The sequence below is a fragment of the Streptomyces sp. NPDC004721 genome (genome assembly GCF_053601495.1).
This window is the reverse complement of the sequence record NZ_JBSGBZ010000034.1, coordinates 72145-88721: the sequence shown is the minus strand read 5'-3', so window position 1 is coordinate 88721 and position 16577 is coordinate 72145. Positions and strand designations below refer to the sequence as shown.

The window sequence follows — 16577 nt, the reverse complement described above, 5'->3', positions numbered from 1 at the left end:
AGCGGCCTGGATCAACAAGCCGGCACCAGACGGTCCACTGATCCCGGCACAACGTTAGAACGATCTATCTGCCTTGATCCCTTTGACAGGTTCCGGGGCGGCCACCGTGCTCCGACAGGCACTGGAACGAGTGGCTCGAGAAGGCACCACGACCACATGGCACGAGCTCGCCCGCCGGACTGGGCTCGACCTCGCTCACCTGCCGGACCCCAAACGTCGAGACCTGCTGGTCGCGGTGGACAAGCCACTGAGCCCCGACCGGCCGCTGCTGTGCGTCCTGATCGTCGCCAGCTCCGGGCGCCCTCTTCCTTACCTGGGCACCGTCCTGCGGTTGCTCGGAGCCGCTGCCCCGCCCTCGGAGACTGCTCTGCGCCGGTGGAGTGAGATCGCGATCAGGAAAGCGCATGAGGCGTATGGCCACAAGCCAGCGCCCGTGCCGACGACTTCCGCAGCATCGCCCACCGAGGCAGTTGCCGACACAAAGGAGGCAACCCGGCACTCCGACTCTGTCGAGGCATCCCGACAGTTGGTGGTCATACGGGCGAGGCTGCGAGAAGCGGCAGCTGTGCTCCTCCGATCAAGCGGCCGTCGCGCCACTCGCCTGGCGCAAGCCATTGCACAAGGCGAGGCGCACGCCCGGCAGTATCGCGACGCCCGTCGTGAAAGCCGCACTCTCCGTTCCTGGCTGAAGGCCAGTGACCCCATCCTGAATGACCTCGACCGTCTGATCGGCCGTCCGATCACGCGCCTGGAGCTGGCCAGCCGACCTGCCGACAGCAGGAATTCGGCACAGCAGCATTCCAAGGCTCATGGCGGAGGACCGAACGACTCCACGGCGGTCGGCCAAGGAGAGCACGATCGGCGGATCGAGACGGCGCGGAGTGTCGCCCGCATCTCGGAGCTCTTCGTGACAGCGAGGATTGCCGGCGATCTGGCAGAGGCAGTAAAGCTTCGGCAAGAGGCGGAGAGGATCAGCGACCACGAGCTCACGGGAGAGGTGCGAGAGCGTCTCCACCGTCTGCGTGCTGACATGCGGGAGTGGATCAGCACCCGTGAATCCGAGCAGGCTCACGACGCGGTGCCCGTCGAAGACTCGACGGAAGCGGCACAGCTCGCCGCTTTTGCCGAGGCACGGGCCGAATTCGAGTGGCTCGTCCAGGAGATCGGCGCCGCCCAGGAAGCCGGAGATCGGGCGGCAGTAGAGACGGCCCGGCGCCTGGCAGGCCCGGTCTACGCACGGCGACTGTCACCGACCGACCGGGAGAAGTACACGCCCTTCATGCGTGAAGTGAAGGCGTGGTGCCATGAGCGGGACCCGAAGAAACAAGTGGACCCGCCTCTTCGGAAGATCCGCCAGCTACTCGCCGAGCTGGGCCGCACCCGTGAGACCCGATCCGCGGATGAACTCGCCGACACACTCGACGAGATCGTGAGGCTCCGCCGCCAACTGGCCCAACCGCTACCCCCTGCGGAGGACAGGGAAGTGAAACGCTGGCGACGCCGGTTGAAAGACCACAGGCCCGTCGAGCGCGAGCGTTCCGCGCCGGCGGAAACAACCGCGCCGCGGAACGCGTCCCCCCAGCAGACGGACGGCACAGCCGACCCACGGCATGCTGATCGCCTCCCGATTGAGACCATCGACAAACTCGCAACCGCTGCCCGCGAGATCCTCGCGGACGCCGCCCGTAGCGGCGGCAGACTCTTGACGTGGAGAGACCTCCGTCTGCGGATGGGCGGCGGCCTGCCTCACCTGCACCCCGATGACCAAGGCGAGTTGCTCGTGGCCGTGGATCGGGAAACACCGGCCGACGAACCTTTGCTGTCCACGCTGATCACCAGCACGGACGCTTCACTGCACTGGCTCTACCGCCACGTTCGCTTCAGCCTCGGCCGCGAGCGCATCCCGACTTCGGAGCTTGAAGCCCACTGGGCGACCGAAGTATTGCGGCTGCGGCAAACCTGGCGTTACCGATAGTGAGTGGATCCGCCGGGATCGCGCTCGGCAGTCCGAACCCCGGTCGACGCCCGCGGTTAAGGATCGCCTCCCAGTTCTGAGGTGATCGCTTCCCGTTCCGCGGTGGGAGCGTTCCCTCACTTCGAGTTCAGTAACGGATCTCGCCGACGGGAGGGCGCTGGTCTGACGCAAGGATTCACCATCGGCTTGTCCGGACTGGGTCGAAGAGCTGAGCACCGGAGGTCCTGAGGAACGCACGTACTGCGGCTCTGTCAGTGCCTGCGCATAGCGTGATCCCTGTCCGACCCGAGAACAGGGAGCAGGAATGTTCGATCGCGACGTGAACTACCCGTGCGCTGTCGCCAGCTATGACGCTGAGGGTGTGGGCGCGGCCATCGACTGGTGCTGCGAGCACATGGAGGACGGCGACACGCTCACCGTATGGACCAGCCTCAAGTCCAACCTGCGCAACTGCTCGGAGTTGGAACAGCTCGTCAACCGACACTCCAATGTCGAGCACGTCACCGGCAGAGGCGGCGGGTTCATCCGTGGAATCGGTCCCGTGCTCATGGCCTGGCCGGACATGGCAGACATCGGGAAGCTGGTGCAGTACGGCAGCCACCGCATCCGGGCGCTTTGTGTCATCACGTGGAGCGAAGACGGCATCAGGCCGTGGGTGACAGCCGTACGGCCTTCGATCCTGGGCGACGGCTCGGCCTGGGAGGACCTGACACCCGAGCTCGACCCTGTCATCGTCGAGGCACTGAAGAGCCTGACGTTGACGATCAACCACAACAACACCATCTCCGCAGGCTTCGAGAAGGACACAGTCGTGAGCAGCCTCCTTGCGCTGCACAACGCCGGCATCTGGATGGACGGCGAGGCCATGCAGGGGTGGGCGCTCGCAAATGGGTGGTCGGGCAAGAACCCCGAGCACCTGGCCAAGTATGCGGAGGACATCAACGCAGGAAAGCGTCCGCGGTGTCGCCGTGTACTCCGTCCGGACTACATCGACAGTCTTCGCCGCCGAGCCGCGGACGGCGCATAGACGCGAGTCACGTCCGCTGGCCCGGCGCTGGTTGACCGCTCGAGTGGACACCTCTGCCCGTATGCATCCACCAACAACACTGACAGCGCGGCACGAGTCCGGTTGGATGCCGTCCATGACCACCAAGGCGGCCTGGTGCGAGCTGGATCTTGCCTGCGTCGTCTATGCCGCGTCAGCGGCCTCAGCCGCCTCCGCGATATGAAGCAGCCGGGCCAGTTCCTCCCGCCCGCGCCTGATCAAGTCGAACGCCATGGCCGGGTCCGTGTCCGGCGGCAGCGGGGTATCGGTGAGGACATCCGTAAGGGTGTACCGGCCGAGCAGCCACCGCTGCAGTGCGCGCCAGTCGGCGCCCCGGTCGAAGGGGAGATCGTCCGCCCACGGCAATGCCTCGTACCGGGTGCCGTCGCTGCCGTTTGCGTGGAGCAGCCCGGAGCGGCGCACCAGACACGGGAAGCAGACACCGCAGTTGGCGATGGGAGGGCCGCCATTGCGGCGGGCGGGTGGCCTGCCGCAGCTCAAGGTGGATTCCAGGTCAGACGGGGTAAGGCCCGCATCGCGTGCGGCACTGCACACTTCGCCTTTCGTCAGCCGCGTCAAGGGGTTGACCACCCGCACCGCGCTCCCGGCGTCACCGACGGCGGTTACCAAGGCGTTCAGCCGGCCCAGCGTCCACGGGTGCACGGAACGGGTAGAGCAGGCGGCTGAACGCGCCGGCGTCAGGGACGGATTGAGAGCGAGCTGGCCGTTCTCGGGGATGTGGACGGTGAGCACTCCGTGCGCGGTAGCGGCGCGGATCGCGCCCGCCGCGTACAGCAGGCCGCGGGTGCGGGAGGAGGTTTCCAGCCGCAGCCCGGAGCCGTCGCCCGCCGGGGTCTGGCTCATCGGTAGCAGCATCACCGGCCGTGGCCCGTCCAGTCGCTTGACTGCCTGGTACACCCGCTGTTGGAGACGCAGCAGGCCGATCTCGCGGAACATCACGAGCAGCAGCGGTCGTGGGTCGTCGGCGCACGAGCGGGTGGCGGCCCAGCTCAGGGAATCCAGTCCACCGGAGAACAGCGCGACTTCCGAGGCACGCGGGTCGTCAGGAGAGACCATCACCTCCTCGACGTGGTGCCCGGTGAGAGGCCGGAAGTCCACATTCCAGATGTCCCCGGTGAGGATTTGGAGGAGTGCGGTGAGGTGGGTACGGACGGCTGCGCTCTGCCACCGCTCATGTTCCGTGACGGGCACGGCGAGGCGGATGCGGCGGGTCCATCGGTCCCGGACGCCGGTCCGGCGGACGTACTTGTCGGCGATGAACGCGGCCCGGGCAACGCGGAACAGGTCCTCGGCCCAGTCGGGGACCGGACCGGGCAGATGGTGCCGGCCGGTGATGCGGCGCTCCTTTTCCTGGAAGGCTTCCTCGCTGATCTCCATCCAGCGGGCATCACGAGGCCGGTCCGCGCGGGGGCCGCGCCACCACAGGAAGTGGTCGGAACCGGTCACGCCGCATCTCCTTCTTCTCCGGTGGTCTCCTCAGTGATGAGGCCAAGTACCTTGCCGACCGCCCGCGGTACCAGCGACTCGGCGATCTTGGGCAACACGGCCGACGGATCCTGCGCGGCGCCCACTACCGACTGCGCGGTGTCCACGGCCTGTGCGAGATCCGTCGCTTCGGCGGACTCCTCGCAGGGATTCGGCACCAGATCCACCACCTTCTCCGCGACCCAGTCGGCGATCTTGCCTTCCGGATCGGTCGCGATGAGCACCGGCACGGCCAGTTTGACGTGTTCGGCGACAGCGGACCGGAGGAACTCCCCCACCATGTCGGCGAAGAACACCTGGTAGAGATCGCACAGGATGTCCCAGGCGAAGCCACCCGCAGCACCCGCGTCCATGGCGTCGTCCAGCTCGGGATGCCTGTCCCGGACATCGCGGACCGCCGCGGCCACCCCCCTGCGCACCGCGGCGTCGGCGAGCGTGCCGCCGTCTCCGCCGACCTCCGAGACGAGCCGTGCGACGAGCGCGTCCGCCGACTCCGCGCCCTCGGCGGCCAGCGAGCCCAGGGCCCCGGCGAGCCGTTCACCGGCCGCACAGGCCGTGTCGTACAAGCCGAAAGCTGATCGATCGGCACGGAGCGTCTCGTGCAGGGCACGCAGATGGTCCGCGGCGATCTCCTCCAGCCGCTGATCCGCGTTCCGCGAGTCCTCTCGCCAGCGCGCCAGCCGCCTCGCAGCAGAGCTCCACCGGTCGCCGCTCGGCCCCTTCCATCGCGTGGATGTCCCCACAGCACCCCCAACCGATGGTCTTCCGCCTCGCTCTCCCAGCCATGGCATCAGACCGGACGATCCCCAGGTAGGGCGGGACTCGGCCAGGGCGGCACGGACCGGTCCAGCAATCAACCGGCCAGGAATATCACCTTCTGTGACACACGTACCTGGGAGCGCGACCAGACGTAGCGCTGAGTCATGGACATCGTGCAGGCCCCGGTCCAGGGCAGGTCAGGGTCTGGCGAAATTGGTCCTTTCGCCGTGTGTCGTGTGATTCGCGCCTGCTGTGGAACGCTAGGCCAGCTCCGCGTGGCTCAGCGGAGGGTCGGCCTGCTCGCCGCGGTCGACCTCCGTGGACACGGCGCGAAGGGCGGACTCAGCGGTCGCTGGCTGAGGTCCCGCTGGGAGCCATCTGGGAGCCAACCCGCTCCCCGAGCCCCTTCGAGACCCCCGGAACCACCCCAGCCCAAGGCCCTGACCAGGCAAATCAACAAACCACCCGGTGTCGTTCACGCCCGAACCTCATTCGGGACGAAGAGGTCGTGGGTTCAAATCCCGCCACCCAAACAGAGAAGTACCAAGTCAAGGGCTTGAGTCCTCACTGAAGGTCAGGTCCGTCCTGCGTCTCCGGTGATTGTTTGAGAGAAACCCCGGTAAAGGATCTTGGTCGGCTTTTCCTCGGCAGCGGATCCGCGCCCTCTCGCCCATGCACGAACAACAACCCACACCGCACTCCCACACCCTGCACAGAGCCGAAAGAGTGGCTGCAGACAGTGGGACCGCCCTGGGACTTTTCTGGGACGTCCAGCGGCATTAGCGGGCACGACCGTGAAACACCCGAAAGGCCATTCGCGCAGGTCAGCGGCTCGGCTCCGTCAAGCGCGGCAGGTCACGGCGCCCCCTGGTCTCTTCCGGACAACACACACCCGTTTGTACAGGATGTCCAATTCTCATGTGCGGGCCTGCTCACCGCCTACTTTCCCGTTCCGTCGGAGCACGACGCCGATGTCACCTCTCGCGCCGGAGAAAACGCACCGGTTCCGTGAGCACGGCAGCAGCCGACTGCACGTCGGCGAGCCGGGCCGACAGGGTCGCCTGGGCGAGACGTGGTGGCAGGGCCTCACCGAACTTCAGGCCTCGTAGTGCGCGTTCGTCGACGTCTGGCAGACACAACCGGTCCGTCATGTCCTTGGTGGCGTCGTTCCAACTGTGCGCGGTGACGTCCTCCCGCAGTCGGATCCAGCGGTCGTTGATGTACTGCCCCGGCACGACCAGCGTGTCGAGAGTCGCGGCGAGCGTGGCGTTGGCGCGGTGCCCCGCCCAGGTCCACCAGCGCACGTGGCCCCGTACGTCCTGAATGATCAACGTGCCTCCGGGATGCACCCGGTCCAGGTACTCCTCGCGCGTCCGGTGCAGGGCGCTGGTCGCCCGTTGTGTCATCTTCACGGGCGGGTCCTGGCCCAGCAGCACCTGGCGCTCGGCGCGCGTGAGCTCATGGGAGCCCGCCAAGCCGAACCCGGCGCTGCTCCACTTCGCCTTGCCTCCCCCGTCGACGGGTTCGACGAAGCAGCGTCTGCGCCGCCAGTCGATGTAGGTGACCTGCCAATTGCGGCCGGCCAGCAGAAGCCGACGCGGACCGTCGATCCGCTCGGTGAGAAGGCTGGGGTCGGTTCGGCCGATCTCTGTGCGCCCTTGGAGGACTGTGAACTGCGGCGGTGCGGTGAACACGGCGGTGAGGTTCATGAAGTGTCGGTGTCCGAAGCGCCGCTCGGCCTCCGGCCCGATGAACAGCATGCCGCCGTCCCTGTCCAGGTACCCCTGGTCGACAAGGTGCCGGACGATGGGCTCGGCGGCGGATGTGCCGAAGGGACCGAGTCCGTTCCACCACTCCTGCCACAAGTGCTCACCGACGCGGTTCTCCTGCAAGCACAGCGCTAGGAGCTGCTGGGCGACGATGTGCCGAGGCTCCGGTGGCGCGACGACCGGTTCCACCCAGCCCTGCGACCACTTAAGCAGCAGTCCGGCCGCGGCCAGCAGACCGTCCTCGTCCAGGGCGAGGAACAGGCAGTTGCGTGCGGCCCCTGCACGGCGTCCGGAGCGGCCGAGGCGCTGGAGGAAGGAGGCGACCGAGGCAGGAGCGTCGATCTGGATGACGCGGTCCAGGTCACCCACGTCGATGCCGAGTTCCAGTGTGCTGGTGGAGATGATCACGCAGTCGCGGGCCTCGGCGAAAGCCGCCTCGGCACGCCGGCGCTCGTCGAGGGAGAGGGAAGCATGCGACAGGAAGGTGGTGACGCCCTTGGCACGGAGCTTTTCCCCCAGCTCCTCCACGTAGCGCCGTGACTCGCAGAAGACGAGGCGCTTCTCGCCACGGTGCAATGCGGCGATGACGGTGGCCGCGTTGTCCAGGGAGCCGACGTGGTCGAGTTGGATGTCTCCCGACGGTACGGCGGTCGGCCCTCCGGATGTCGCGGGCGCGGCTTCGGCTCCATCCCCTGCGGACGGAGGCTCGATGAGGTAGGGAGCGATGACCTGCCCCGGCCGCTTACTTGCCCCAGAACCCTGCAACCAGGTGAGCAGGGCTTCCGGATTGCCGACGGTCGCCGAGAGGCCGACGCGCTGCACGGGTCGACCTGCGACCCGTTGCAGTCGTTCCAGTACGGCGAGGAGGTGCCATCCCCGGTCGTCACCGGCGAAGGCATGCACCTCGTCCACTACGACGGCCCGCAATCCCGAGAAGAACGAGGTGTGGTCGACGTTGGCGCTCACCAGCATCGCTTCGAGCGATTCCGGCGTGGTGAGCAGGACGTCGGGACGTGCGGCGAGGATCCGTTTGCGGACACCGGCCGTGGTGTCCCCGTGCCACAGGGCCGCAGTACGGCCCAGCCAGGAGGTGTAGGTCTCCCACCGTGGCAACAAGTTGTTGAGCAGGGCCTTCAGCGGACAGACGTAGAGGACGGACGTACCGTTCCACCGCTCCCCCATCATCCGAGTCAGCAGGGGGAAGGCGGCTGCCTCGGTCTTGCCACCTGCAGTGGGAGCGAGCAGGACGGCGTCGTCTCCACAGACCAGGGGGGTGACGGCTGCTTCCTGGAGTGGACGCAGGCTCCGCCACCCCAGGGTGTTGACGATGTGGTGGAGGAGCGCCGGGTCCAGGTCCCCGGCGCTCACGGCAGCTCCAGTTCGACGGCGCCGGCGTCCCCGGACGCGGCCGCGTTGCGTTCGGTCTCGGTGAGCTCGGACGAGGTGATGGTGAGCGCGTAGTGCGTGCGAGGGTCGAAGTCCTCGAACTCGTCGACGCGGTCGAGAACGTCGGCCACCAGCTTGCGCAGGAACACGCGGGGCGCGACGCCGACCTTGCCGCCGAGTCCGCCGGTGACGGCTCTGGCCAGCTCCGTCAGATACGCGTCGTCGACCCGCTCGGTCACCCGCTCGGGATGGCGTGCGATCCGGGCATACAGGTCCCGCACGCTACGGCCGAGCTCGCCAAGCTGGGGCAGGTCGAATCCCGGGAGCCGGAGCTGGACGGCGCGCGGGGAGTCGAAGCGCGGGTCAGTCGTGAAGTCGGTGGCCAGTCGTTGTGCGAGCGGAGGCAACCGCTGCGCACCCTGTTGCCCGTCGTAGAACGCCGGGGTCCCCGTGATGACGAGGAAGAGCCCCGGAAACCGGCCCGCGTCGATCTCGTCCAGCAGCTGCCTCAGCGCGTTGAGGCCCTTCTCCCGGACGTCACCCCGTACACGTTGCAGGGTCTCGATCTCGTCGAGGACGAGGAGGAGGCCCGGGTGGCCGCAGTCGCGCAGCACGGTGAGCAGCCCCTGCAGGAAGCCGAGGGCCGCGAAGTGGTCGAGGTCCCCCCGAACGCCGGCACTGCGACGGGCGGAGGCCGCGACCGACTTCTGGCCGCCGAGCCAGGCGATGAGTGCTTCCGCCGTCGCCCCGTCTCCGGCGGCCACGGCCCGCCGGTAGCCGCGCAGTGCGGCGGCGAAGGCAGGGGTGGTCCTGGCGACGTCGGCGAGTCTGCGCTCCATGAGCGCGTCGACAGCCGCGGCGAGCGCCGCCTCGTCCTCCTCATCCGTCTCCCCGGCGTCGAGGACCTCTTCCTCCAGTGTGTAGAACCACGAGTCGACGACCGCGCGCAGTGCGCTGGGCTGGTGAGTGGCGGTCGTCAGACGCTCGGTGAGCCTGCGGTAGACCGTCTCCAGCCGGTGCAGCGGGGTCTCGGTCTCGGAGATCTGGACTTCCGCCGTGGCGAGTCCGGCACGCTTGGCGCGTTCGGCGAGCCACCGCGCGAAGAACGTCTTACCGGAGCCGTACTCGCCGCGGATGGCGTGGAATGCCGCTCCGCCTCGTGCCGTTGCCGCCAGGTTGTCGTCGAGCGCGGTCTCGAACCGGTCCAGGCCGACGGCGAGCAGGTCCAGCCCGGCCTGCGGTACGGTGCCGCGCCGCAGCGCGTCCACGACCTCCCGCATGCGTACGGGGCTGGCCGGGGCCGCCGCGCTCATAGCGTCTCCTTCTTCGGCGCCCCGGCCCGCGCTTCGTCGACCAGGAACTGGTCCCGGAGCAGGGCGACGTCGAGCTTCACCGCGTGACCGGCGTCGACAAAGCCGAGTACCGGGTACCCCTCAACGTTGAGCAGGCGCTGCACGGTGGCGACAAAGCCCTCGATGTTGCGCCGCACCCGGCCGGTCGCCGAGATGGCGGCGGCCAGGGCGGCGGGCGACATGGTGCCCCCGGCGGCGGCGAGCGCGTCGATGACAGCGGCGACGACCTTGCCTTCCGGAGCCTTGCGTACGTACTCCTTCTGCGCCTCGTACACCTCGCTCGCCACCACACGCCCGCCGAGGGTCGCGGGAGCGGGCGTGGTCTCCGGCACCGCTTCGGGCATCACCACGTCGTCGGTGCCGAAGAGTTCCTCGTTCTGCCGACGCGCGGGCTTCGCCGGCCTCCGCGCGGACTGCGTGGCGCTCTCCGGCCGAGATTCCGGCACCTCGACGGGTGCCGTGGTGGTGGCCTTCCACCAGGAGGGCGCGGCCTGTTCGCGGGGCAGCGGTTCCCACTCGCGCGGAGCCAGTTCCTTCGAGGGAAGGAGGACGAGGGCCGGGACGGTGACCTCGGCGAGGGAAGCCCCGCCGTGGTAGCCAGCCCTGCGGGCGGCGTACCGGATGTCCTCGTGCCAGGGAACGGTGATGGTGCCGTCTCCCTCGAGGACGCGCGGTCCGCTCAGCACGACCTCGCCGTCACCGGCGTCGGTGTCCGGCCGCCAGCGCGCCGACCCGCCGCCGTCCGCAGCAGGGGTCACCCGGCCCCGGCCGCGGTCGATGACGTGTCCGTGGTCGGCGACGAGGACGACGGGACGTGCGTAGCTGCGGGCGGCGGCCAGCAGCTCCCGCAGGTAGGTGATGTCGCCGAGGGACCACACGGTGCGCTGCCTTTGTTGGCCGGAGTCGAGCGCGTCGTCGATGGTGTTGAGGACGACTCCGACGACCGCGTCGGAGGCGAGCGCGGAGGTGAGTTCCTGGGCGAGGAAGTGGCCCGCGTCTCCCCCTATCGACGCCTTGTGGAAGAGGACCGCGTCCTTGCGCCGCTTCTTCCAGAACGCTGCGAACCCGGAGATCTCGGCGGACTGTCCCCCTTGGGTGGCCGTGCCGCTGAGCAGGGACGCCCGGCTCGTGCGGGTGATCGAGGGCAGCATGGAGACGGCTGCGAGGCGGGTGCGCCGTGCGCCTTCACCGGGCCGAGGCACGATCTCCTGCCAGCCTTCCCGTTCGGCTTCCTCCCCCAGTTGCGCGGCGACGGCGCTGCTCATCCCGTCGAGCACGATCACCAGAGGCGCTCCGCCCGTCGTCAGGGGACGGACGACGGTGTCGAGAACGTTCTCGACAACCAGGCAGCCGCCCGGTTGCTGGGCGGTGGCGTTCGGAGTCCAGCCGACCAGGTGCCGGGCGAACTGCTCGTCGAGTCGTTCGCGCTGGGCCCGTCCGTCCTCGTAGAGGTCGCGCAGGCTCCGTGCGACGGCTGGGTCGCCGCCGGGGTCGCCGGCCCAGAGAACGGACAGCGCCCGGTCGACCCACCCCCACTCGGCGACGTGGTCGCGCACGCCCGTGGCCACGGAGGTCACTGCGGGTGGTCCCTGGCGCAGCCACCGCGCGAGGCGCACGGCCATCTCGGCAACGCGCACCCGGTCGGGGAAGAGTCCGGCCAGGGCGTGCCCGGTCAGCTCGGCCAGTGCGCTCTCGCCTTGCGCCGGGGACCTGTGAGCGCCCTCGACGACCGCGGCGAGCTGGGCGGCGAAGCTGGACAGGAGGAAACGGCTGCCGTTGAGGCCTGCGGTGAGACCGGCGTCCCGGGCCAGGTCGTCAGCGCGCTGCAACACGGCGAACACCTTGTGGCGCGCGTCGAGCGAACCCGCGGCCTCTCCTATCCAGCGCAGGAGGGTGCCCTCCACCGCGTCGGTGAAGGCGCCGATCTCGCCCCGGCGCGGTCCGGCCTTACCGAACAGTCCACCGACGGCGAGGGCCACGTCGGGGTCGGCGGCGGGGTCACGCAGCGCGGCGCCGAGCAAGCCGAGCGCCATCGCGTCATGTCCCCGTCCGATCTCGGCGAGGGTGAGCAGGACGGGGACGGCGGGCCCGGCGACCTCGCCGAGCCACTTCTTCAGCTCCGCGCGTTCGGTGTCGCCGAGTTCGGCGAAACGGCGCGTTCCGGCGGGGGTGCGCGACCAGGCGAGCAGCACGTCCGCATCCACGGCGGCTTCCGCCGGGGCGTGGGGCGAGATGTCCGGGTGGTCGAGTCCGAGGCGTTCGACGACCAGGGCGCGCAGGGCGGCGTCCCGGGTGAGGGTGCCCGCGGTGCGCGGCCATCCCCGTCCGGCGGGTTCGGCATCGACGAGGGCCTGGAGCAGCCAGTCCTCGCGGTACATGCGCACGTCGAGTCCGGTGGCCCCGAACCGCTGCATCACGATCTCGGCCTTCTCGACGGTGAGGGTGCGCCGGTGCACCGCGCGCCCGCGCAGGTCCCAGCCGAGCTGGTCGTCGTCGACGCCGGTGGTGACCACCAGCAGGTCGCCGGGGGCGGCCTCGGCGCGGTGGCTGTGCCAGGCGGCCAGGATGCCGAGGACGGAGGACTCGTCGCGCACCGTGACGCGACGGGTCCGCTCACCGACCTCGGCGGTGAAGGTGGTGGCCGACCCGGCCGCGTACTGTCCGTGGACCAGCATGAGACTGTGCTCGGCCAGCTTCTTGGCGTGCCGGTCCAGGAGCGCCTCGACGGTGCGCCGTCCCACCTGTGGCAGGAGCGCCATCAGCGTTCGGTCTCCTTCTCGTCCCGGTCGGTGTCGCCGGCCTCGCCGTGGGCGTCCTCGATCACCTGCCAGGTGACCTGGACGCGGGTGCCGGGGTGCGCGGTGAGGAAGCGGCGGATGTCGGCGCTCAGCCCGTCGACGGTCGCCGCGAGCGTAGTCTCCAGACGGGTGGGTTCGATGACGTACGCGGCGGGAGAGCCAGCCGGCTCGGCCGCGTAGCGTACGCGCGGGTCCTGCCGGACCGGCCCGGAGCGCGGAGTGCCCCCGCCCGGCTCCGCGGAGCCGGTGGGGGCTGCGGGCACCGGGGGCGTGCCGTGCTGGGTGAGACGCACGTCCTCCGCGGTCGGCGCGACGTCCGGCTCGGCACGCGGTGCGGGCTCGACCGGCCGGGCCGCCTGGGCGAGCCGGGTGGCTTCCCGCATGAGGGCCACAGCCGACTCCTGCAGCGAGTCCAGCACCGGGACGAGGGACTCGTCCTCCTCGTGGGCGTTCGCCGCCCGCCGGACGGTGTCGAGCAGCTGCTTCGCCCGGTCGCCCACCCCGTCGTCCCGGCCCGCGAGCTCGCGGACCATGTCCAGGTCGGACCAGTGGGTGTCCCGCAGCGCCCTCAGTGCCCGCAGCACCTCGGGAGCCTGCTTGAGCGCGGCACCGATCTCACGATCCGTCACCTCGTAGGTGGCACCCGCCAGTTCCTCCACGAGGGGCGTGGCATCGGTGGTGCGCAGCAGTCGGGCGATCAGGTCGGCGGCGGCCTTTGTGGACTTCAGCCGCGGCGCGTCCGTGCCGCCGGGCCCTTCGAGGCCGAGCCGTACGGCGTTGTCCTGGAGGAGTGTCCGGATCTCTCCCACCGCGGTGCGGTGTTCCTCGGCGACAGCGCGCACCTGCGCGGCGAGCCGCGAGACGTTCCGGGCAAAGAGCACGGGTGAGACGCTCTGCCCGAAGATCGCCCCGGCGCGCCGCAGCGCGGTGGCGAAGGTGTCCTCGTCGGGGAGGGCGACGGCGCGCAGGCCGTAGCCGGGGACGATGCGGTCCAGTTCGGGCGGCTGCGGTACCACCTGGGTCTGGTAGATCCAGGTGCGGTCGTCGAGCAGCGCGTAGGTCGCGATGATCAGGTTGCCGACGTTGCGGTCGAGGCCTTCGTAGCCGAGCTCGGTGATCCATTCCCGGATCGTCTCGACGGCCAGGTCATCGCCGGTGTCGGAGCTCTCGGCGGCCTTCTTGTTGATGCGCAGCCGCCAGTCGTTGCTGACGTTGAGCGGTCCGTCGTGGACCTCGCCCAGACCGAGCGCGTGCACGATCTTCCTGACGACGGGCAGCTGGTGGCTGTCCACCACGACGCGCCGGGAGCCGTCCTCCATCGCCCGGGCGATCCACTCCATGGTGGTCTTGAGTTCGCGCAGGGTGACAGCCTTGCGGGTCAGCCGCGGGTCGAAGTCGGGGTGCTTGGGGTAGCGGGCGGCGAACATGCCGTCGGCAAGCAGCAGCAGGTTCTGCTCGAACCCGACCGACGGCTCGGGGCGGGTACGGGTGAAGCCCGGCAGCAGGGAGACCAGGTGCTGTCCGTCGGGGACGGTCGCCCCGACGATCTCCGGTTCGGCGCGGTTGATCCCGTACAGCTGGAGCAGGGCGTCGGTGAGGTGGCCGCTGATGTTGTCGCGGGACGCCTTGAGCTGGTTGCGAATCTGTGCCCGCTCCTCGGCGGGGCGGGTGGCCGTGTGCTCTTCGAGCCGGTCGCGTTCCAGCAGGTAGTTGATCTTCAGTAGCCGGCCGAGCTGCCGGGAGGTCTGTTCGGAGAAGAAGTCGGGCAGCCAGACGAGCGTGGGCTCGGTGCGGCCCGCTCCCCGGAGCCGTTTGACGCGCTGGAGGTCGTCGATGGGGCCGTGGTCGCCGTCGTCGAAGGGGTAGTCGAAGACGATGCGGAGATTTCCGGGCTGCTGGGGCGCGAACTCGTCGTCGGGCAGGTGGGGATCGCGCACGTTGCCGAAGATGAATTCGACGGTCCGCTTAGTGCCGCGCCAGACGACGTCCCGTTCGCAGACGAAGGGCTGGGTGTCCTGAATGCCCAGCTCGCGCCAGAGCTGGTCCTTGATCCACTGCCGCCGGTAGCCGAGCTGGTCGGCGACGCCCTGCACCTCTTCGAGGAGCGGTTCAACGTCGATGTCGGAGAGGTGCAGGTGGAAGACGGGGTCGGTCTTGTCCCCCTCGCTGCGCAGCTCGCTGTCGAAGGAGACCTGCAGCTCCCGCAGCCGCTTGGCTGCGACGGAGCCGGCGTCTCCCACCCGGGTCCGGATCGAGCCGTGGTTGAGTGCGGCGAGCCGGGTGCCTGTGAGCCGGGTCAGCGCGGGCACGTTGGGTGCGAGCGCGGCCAGCAGCAGGGTCTTGACCAGCCGCTCGTCGGCCTGGAACCGCTTGTCGCCGGGGTTGCCGTACTTGCGCAGCAGCTCTTCGCTCACCCGCTCGTGGAAGTGGCCGGCGGTCTCCGCGTCCTTGCGCAGTCGGGGGGTGAACGCGGCGCCGGAGCGGTGGGCGATGACGTCCCACAGGTCGCCGAGCGGGATGAGTTCGCCGAGCTTCAGGTCGTTGCGGCGGCGGCGCAGCAGCTCTTGGACGAGTTTGAGGCCGGTGCGCTCGCGCTGCAGGGCGCCCGAGAGGTCGACGAGGACGTTGAGGAGGGCCGGCGAGAGCGGGTACAGCTCCCGGAAGTCGTCCCAGGAGGCCTCCGTGCGGCCCTGCGCGTCCAGGAGGATCTGGCGCACCTCGTCGTTGGACGACTCGACGAGCTTGAACGCGTCGTCGCGCACCGACTCCATGCCGGGCTTCGGGGCGAGGACGCGATGCTTGATGATCTCGACGAGGTTGCTGTCCTCGAGGTCTACGACGTTGAACCGCTCGGCCAGGTACTCGATCTGGCTCTCGAGGTTGGTCACGTCGGCGCCGACGACGTCTGAGCCGATCAGCTGGGACAGATCTCGCTGGCGGGAGATGAACGACACGATCGGCACCGGCCGGCCGCTGTCCCCCGACTCGATCAGCTTGACCAGCCGCTGCACCTGGTCGCGCACGAAGTCCTGGTTGCCCATCTTCGCCTGGAGCCACAGGACCAGTTCGTCGAGGAAGAGGACGACTCCGGTGTAACCGAGGGACTGGGCGTGCCGGGAGATGACCTTGAGGCCGTTCTCCAGCGGCAGGAACGCGCTGGCCTCGCCGCGCATGCCCTGCGCGTAGGCGGCCATGGGGCCGCTGAGCAGGGCGGAGACCAGCCGCTCGCGGTAGGGGTCGTCGGGTGCGCCCGCGAACGCCCGGTCGAAGTCGGCGCCGGTCCACGTCCCGGTGGGCAGTGCCTCGGCCTCGCCGTCCAGCATCGGCATGTCGTCGGGGTCGGTCTCCACGGGCCCGGCCGCGTTCGGGGCGAGGGCTGCGGCGCCCTTGCCGAGCCACTGCAGGAACTTGGCGTCGTCGTCGAGGAACTCCCGCTGGTTCCGGGCGTCGGCCAGCAGGGCGTCGGCCCGGTAGACGGGGGGCAGCGGCTTGTCGGGGTGGAGTTCGCGCACCGTGTGCACATAGCCGCCGAGAAGCGCGGAGTCGAGGTCGGCGGAGCCGACGAGGTGGTACGGCACCATCAGGAACTTGCTCCGCCGCAGCCACTCGTCGTGCGGCGCCACGACCTCCACCAGCCGGGACTTGGTGCGGACGGACGGATGGTTGTTGAGCACGGCGTGCAGCACAGTCAGGAAGTGGCTCTTGCCAGAGCCGAACGAGCCGTGCAGGTAGGCGGCTTCCGAGTTGCCCGTCCTGACGCAGGCCGCCACGATGTCCAGGGCCTGCCGGAACGCCTTCTGGAGCTGCTCGGTGACCACGTACTCGGCCACCCGGGCGTCGGTCTCGCTGAACCCCTGGGAGAGCTCGATCTTGAAGTCGCCGGCATGGACGTCTTCCTTGATCTCGATGACGTCCTTCAGCAGGAGCTCGCTCGTGGGCATCAGACGGTCATTCCCTCTCTCGGCTCGCGGCTCGGCCGCACGGCTC

At 69.4% G+C, this 16577-nt stretch carries 8 protein-coding genes; 2 read left to right on the top strand and 6 right to left on the bottom strand.

Going from position 1 to position 16577, the window contains the following annotated elements; genetic code table 11:
- Positions 1-565: 565 nt before the first annotated feature.
- Together ACWEK3_RS27635 and ACWEK3_RS27630 are read left to right on the top strand one after the other, a co-directional pair.
- Positions 566-1975, top strand: coding sequence for a hypothetical protein (locus ACWEK3_RS27635; RefSeq protein ID WP_453250843.1), 1410 nt, complete (start codon positions 566-568; stop codon positions 1973-1975).
- A 304-nt stretch (positions 1976-2279) separates the two neighbouring features.
- Positions 2280-3002, top strand: a complete 723-nt coding sequence (locus ACWEK3_RS27630) for a hypothetical protein (RefSeq protein ID WP_453250842.1) — start codon at positions 2280-2282, stop codon at positions 3000-3002.
- Positions 3003-3164: 162 nt separating this feature from the next.
- On the opposite strand, the gene ACWEK3_RS27625 is transcribed toward ACWEK3_RS27630, so the two are convergent.
- From ACWEK3_RS27625 to ACWEK3_RS27600, 6 genes are all read right to left on the bottom strand, one after another.
- Positions 3165-4487 (bottom strand): 7-cyano-7-deazaguanine synthase, encoded by a 1323-nt coding sequence (locus ACWEK3_RS27625; RefSeq protein WP_453250841.1) that lies wholly within the window; start codon positions 4485-4487, stop codon positions 3165-3167.
- Entirely contained in the window at positions 4484-5092 is a 609-nt protein-coding gene (locus ACWEK3_RS27620; RefSeq protein ID WP_453250840.1) for a hypothetical protein, read from the bottom strand. Before ACWEK3_RS27620 ends, ACWEK3_RS27625 begins: the two co-directional genes overlap by 4 nt.
- A 1167-nt stretch (positions 5093-6259) precedes the next feature.
- A complete protein-coding gene (locus ACWEK3_RS27615; RefSeq protein ID WP_453250839.1) occupies positions 6260-8422 on the bottom strand; it encodes a DEAD/DEAH box helicase in 2163 nt (720 codons plus the stop codon).
- Entirely contained in the window at positions 8419-9753 is a 1335-nt protein-coding gene (brxD, locus tag ACWEK3_RS27610) for a BREX system ATP-binding protein BrxD (RefSeq protein WP_453250838.1), read from the bottom strand. Before brxD ends, ACWEK3_RS27615 begins: the two co-directional genes overlap by 4 nt.
- Complete coding sequence (pglZ, locus tag ACWEK3_RS27605; protein WP_453250837.1) at positions 9750-12551, bottom strand: BREX-2 system phosphatase PglZ; 2802 nt, start codon at positions 12549-12551, stop codon at positions 9750-9752. The genes brxD and pglZ overlap by 4 nt, the downstream gene beginning before the upstream one ends.
- On the bottom strand, positions 12551-16531 hold the full coding sequence (locus ACWEK3_RS27600; protein ID WP_453250836.1) for a PglY protein: 3981 nt from the start codon (positions 16529-16531) through the stop codon (positions 12551-12553). Before ACWEK3_RS27600 ends, pglZ begins: the two co-directional genes overlap by 1 nt.
- Positions 16532-16577 lie beyond the last annotated feature (46 nt).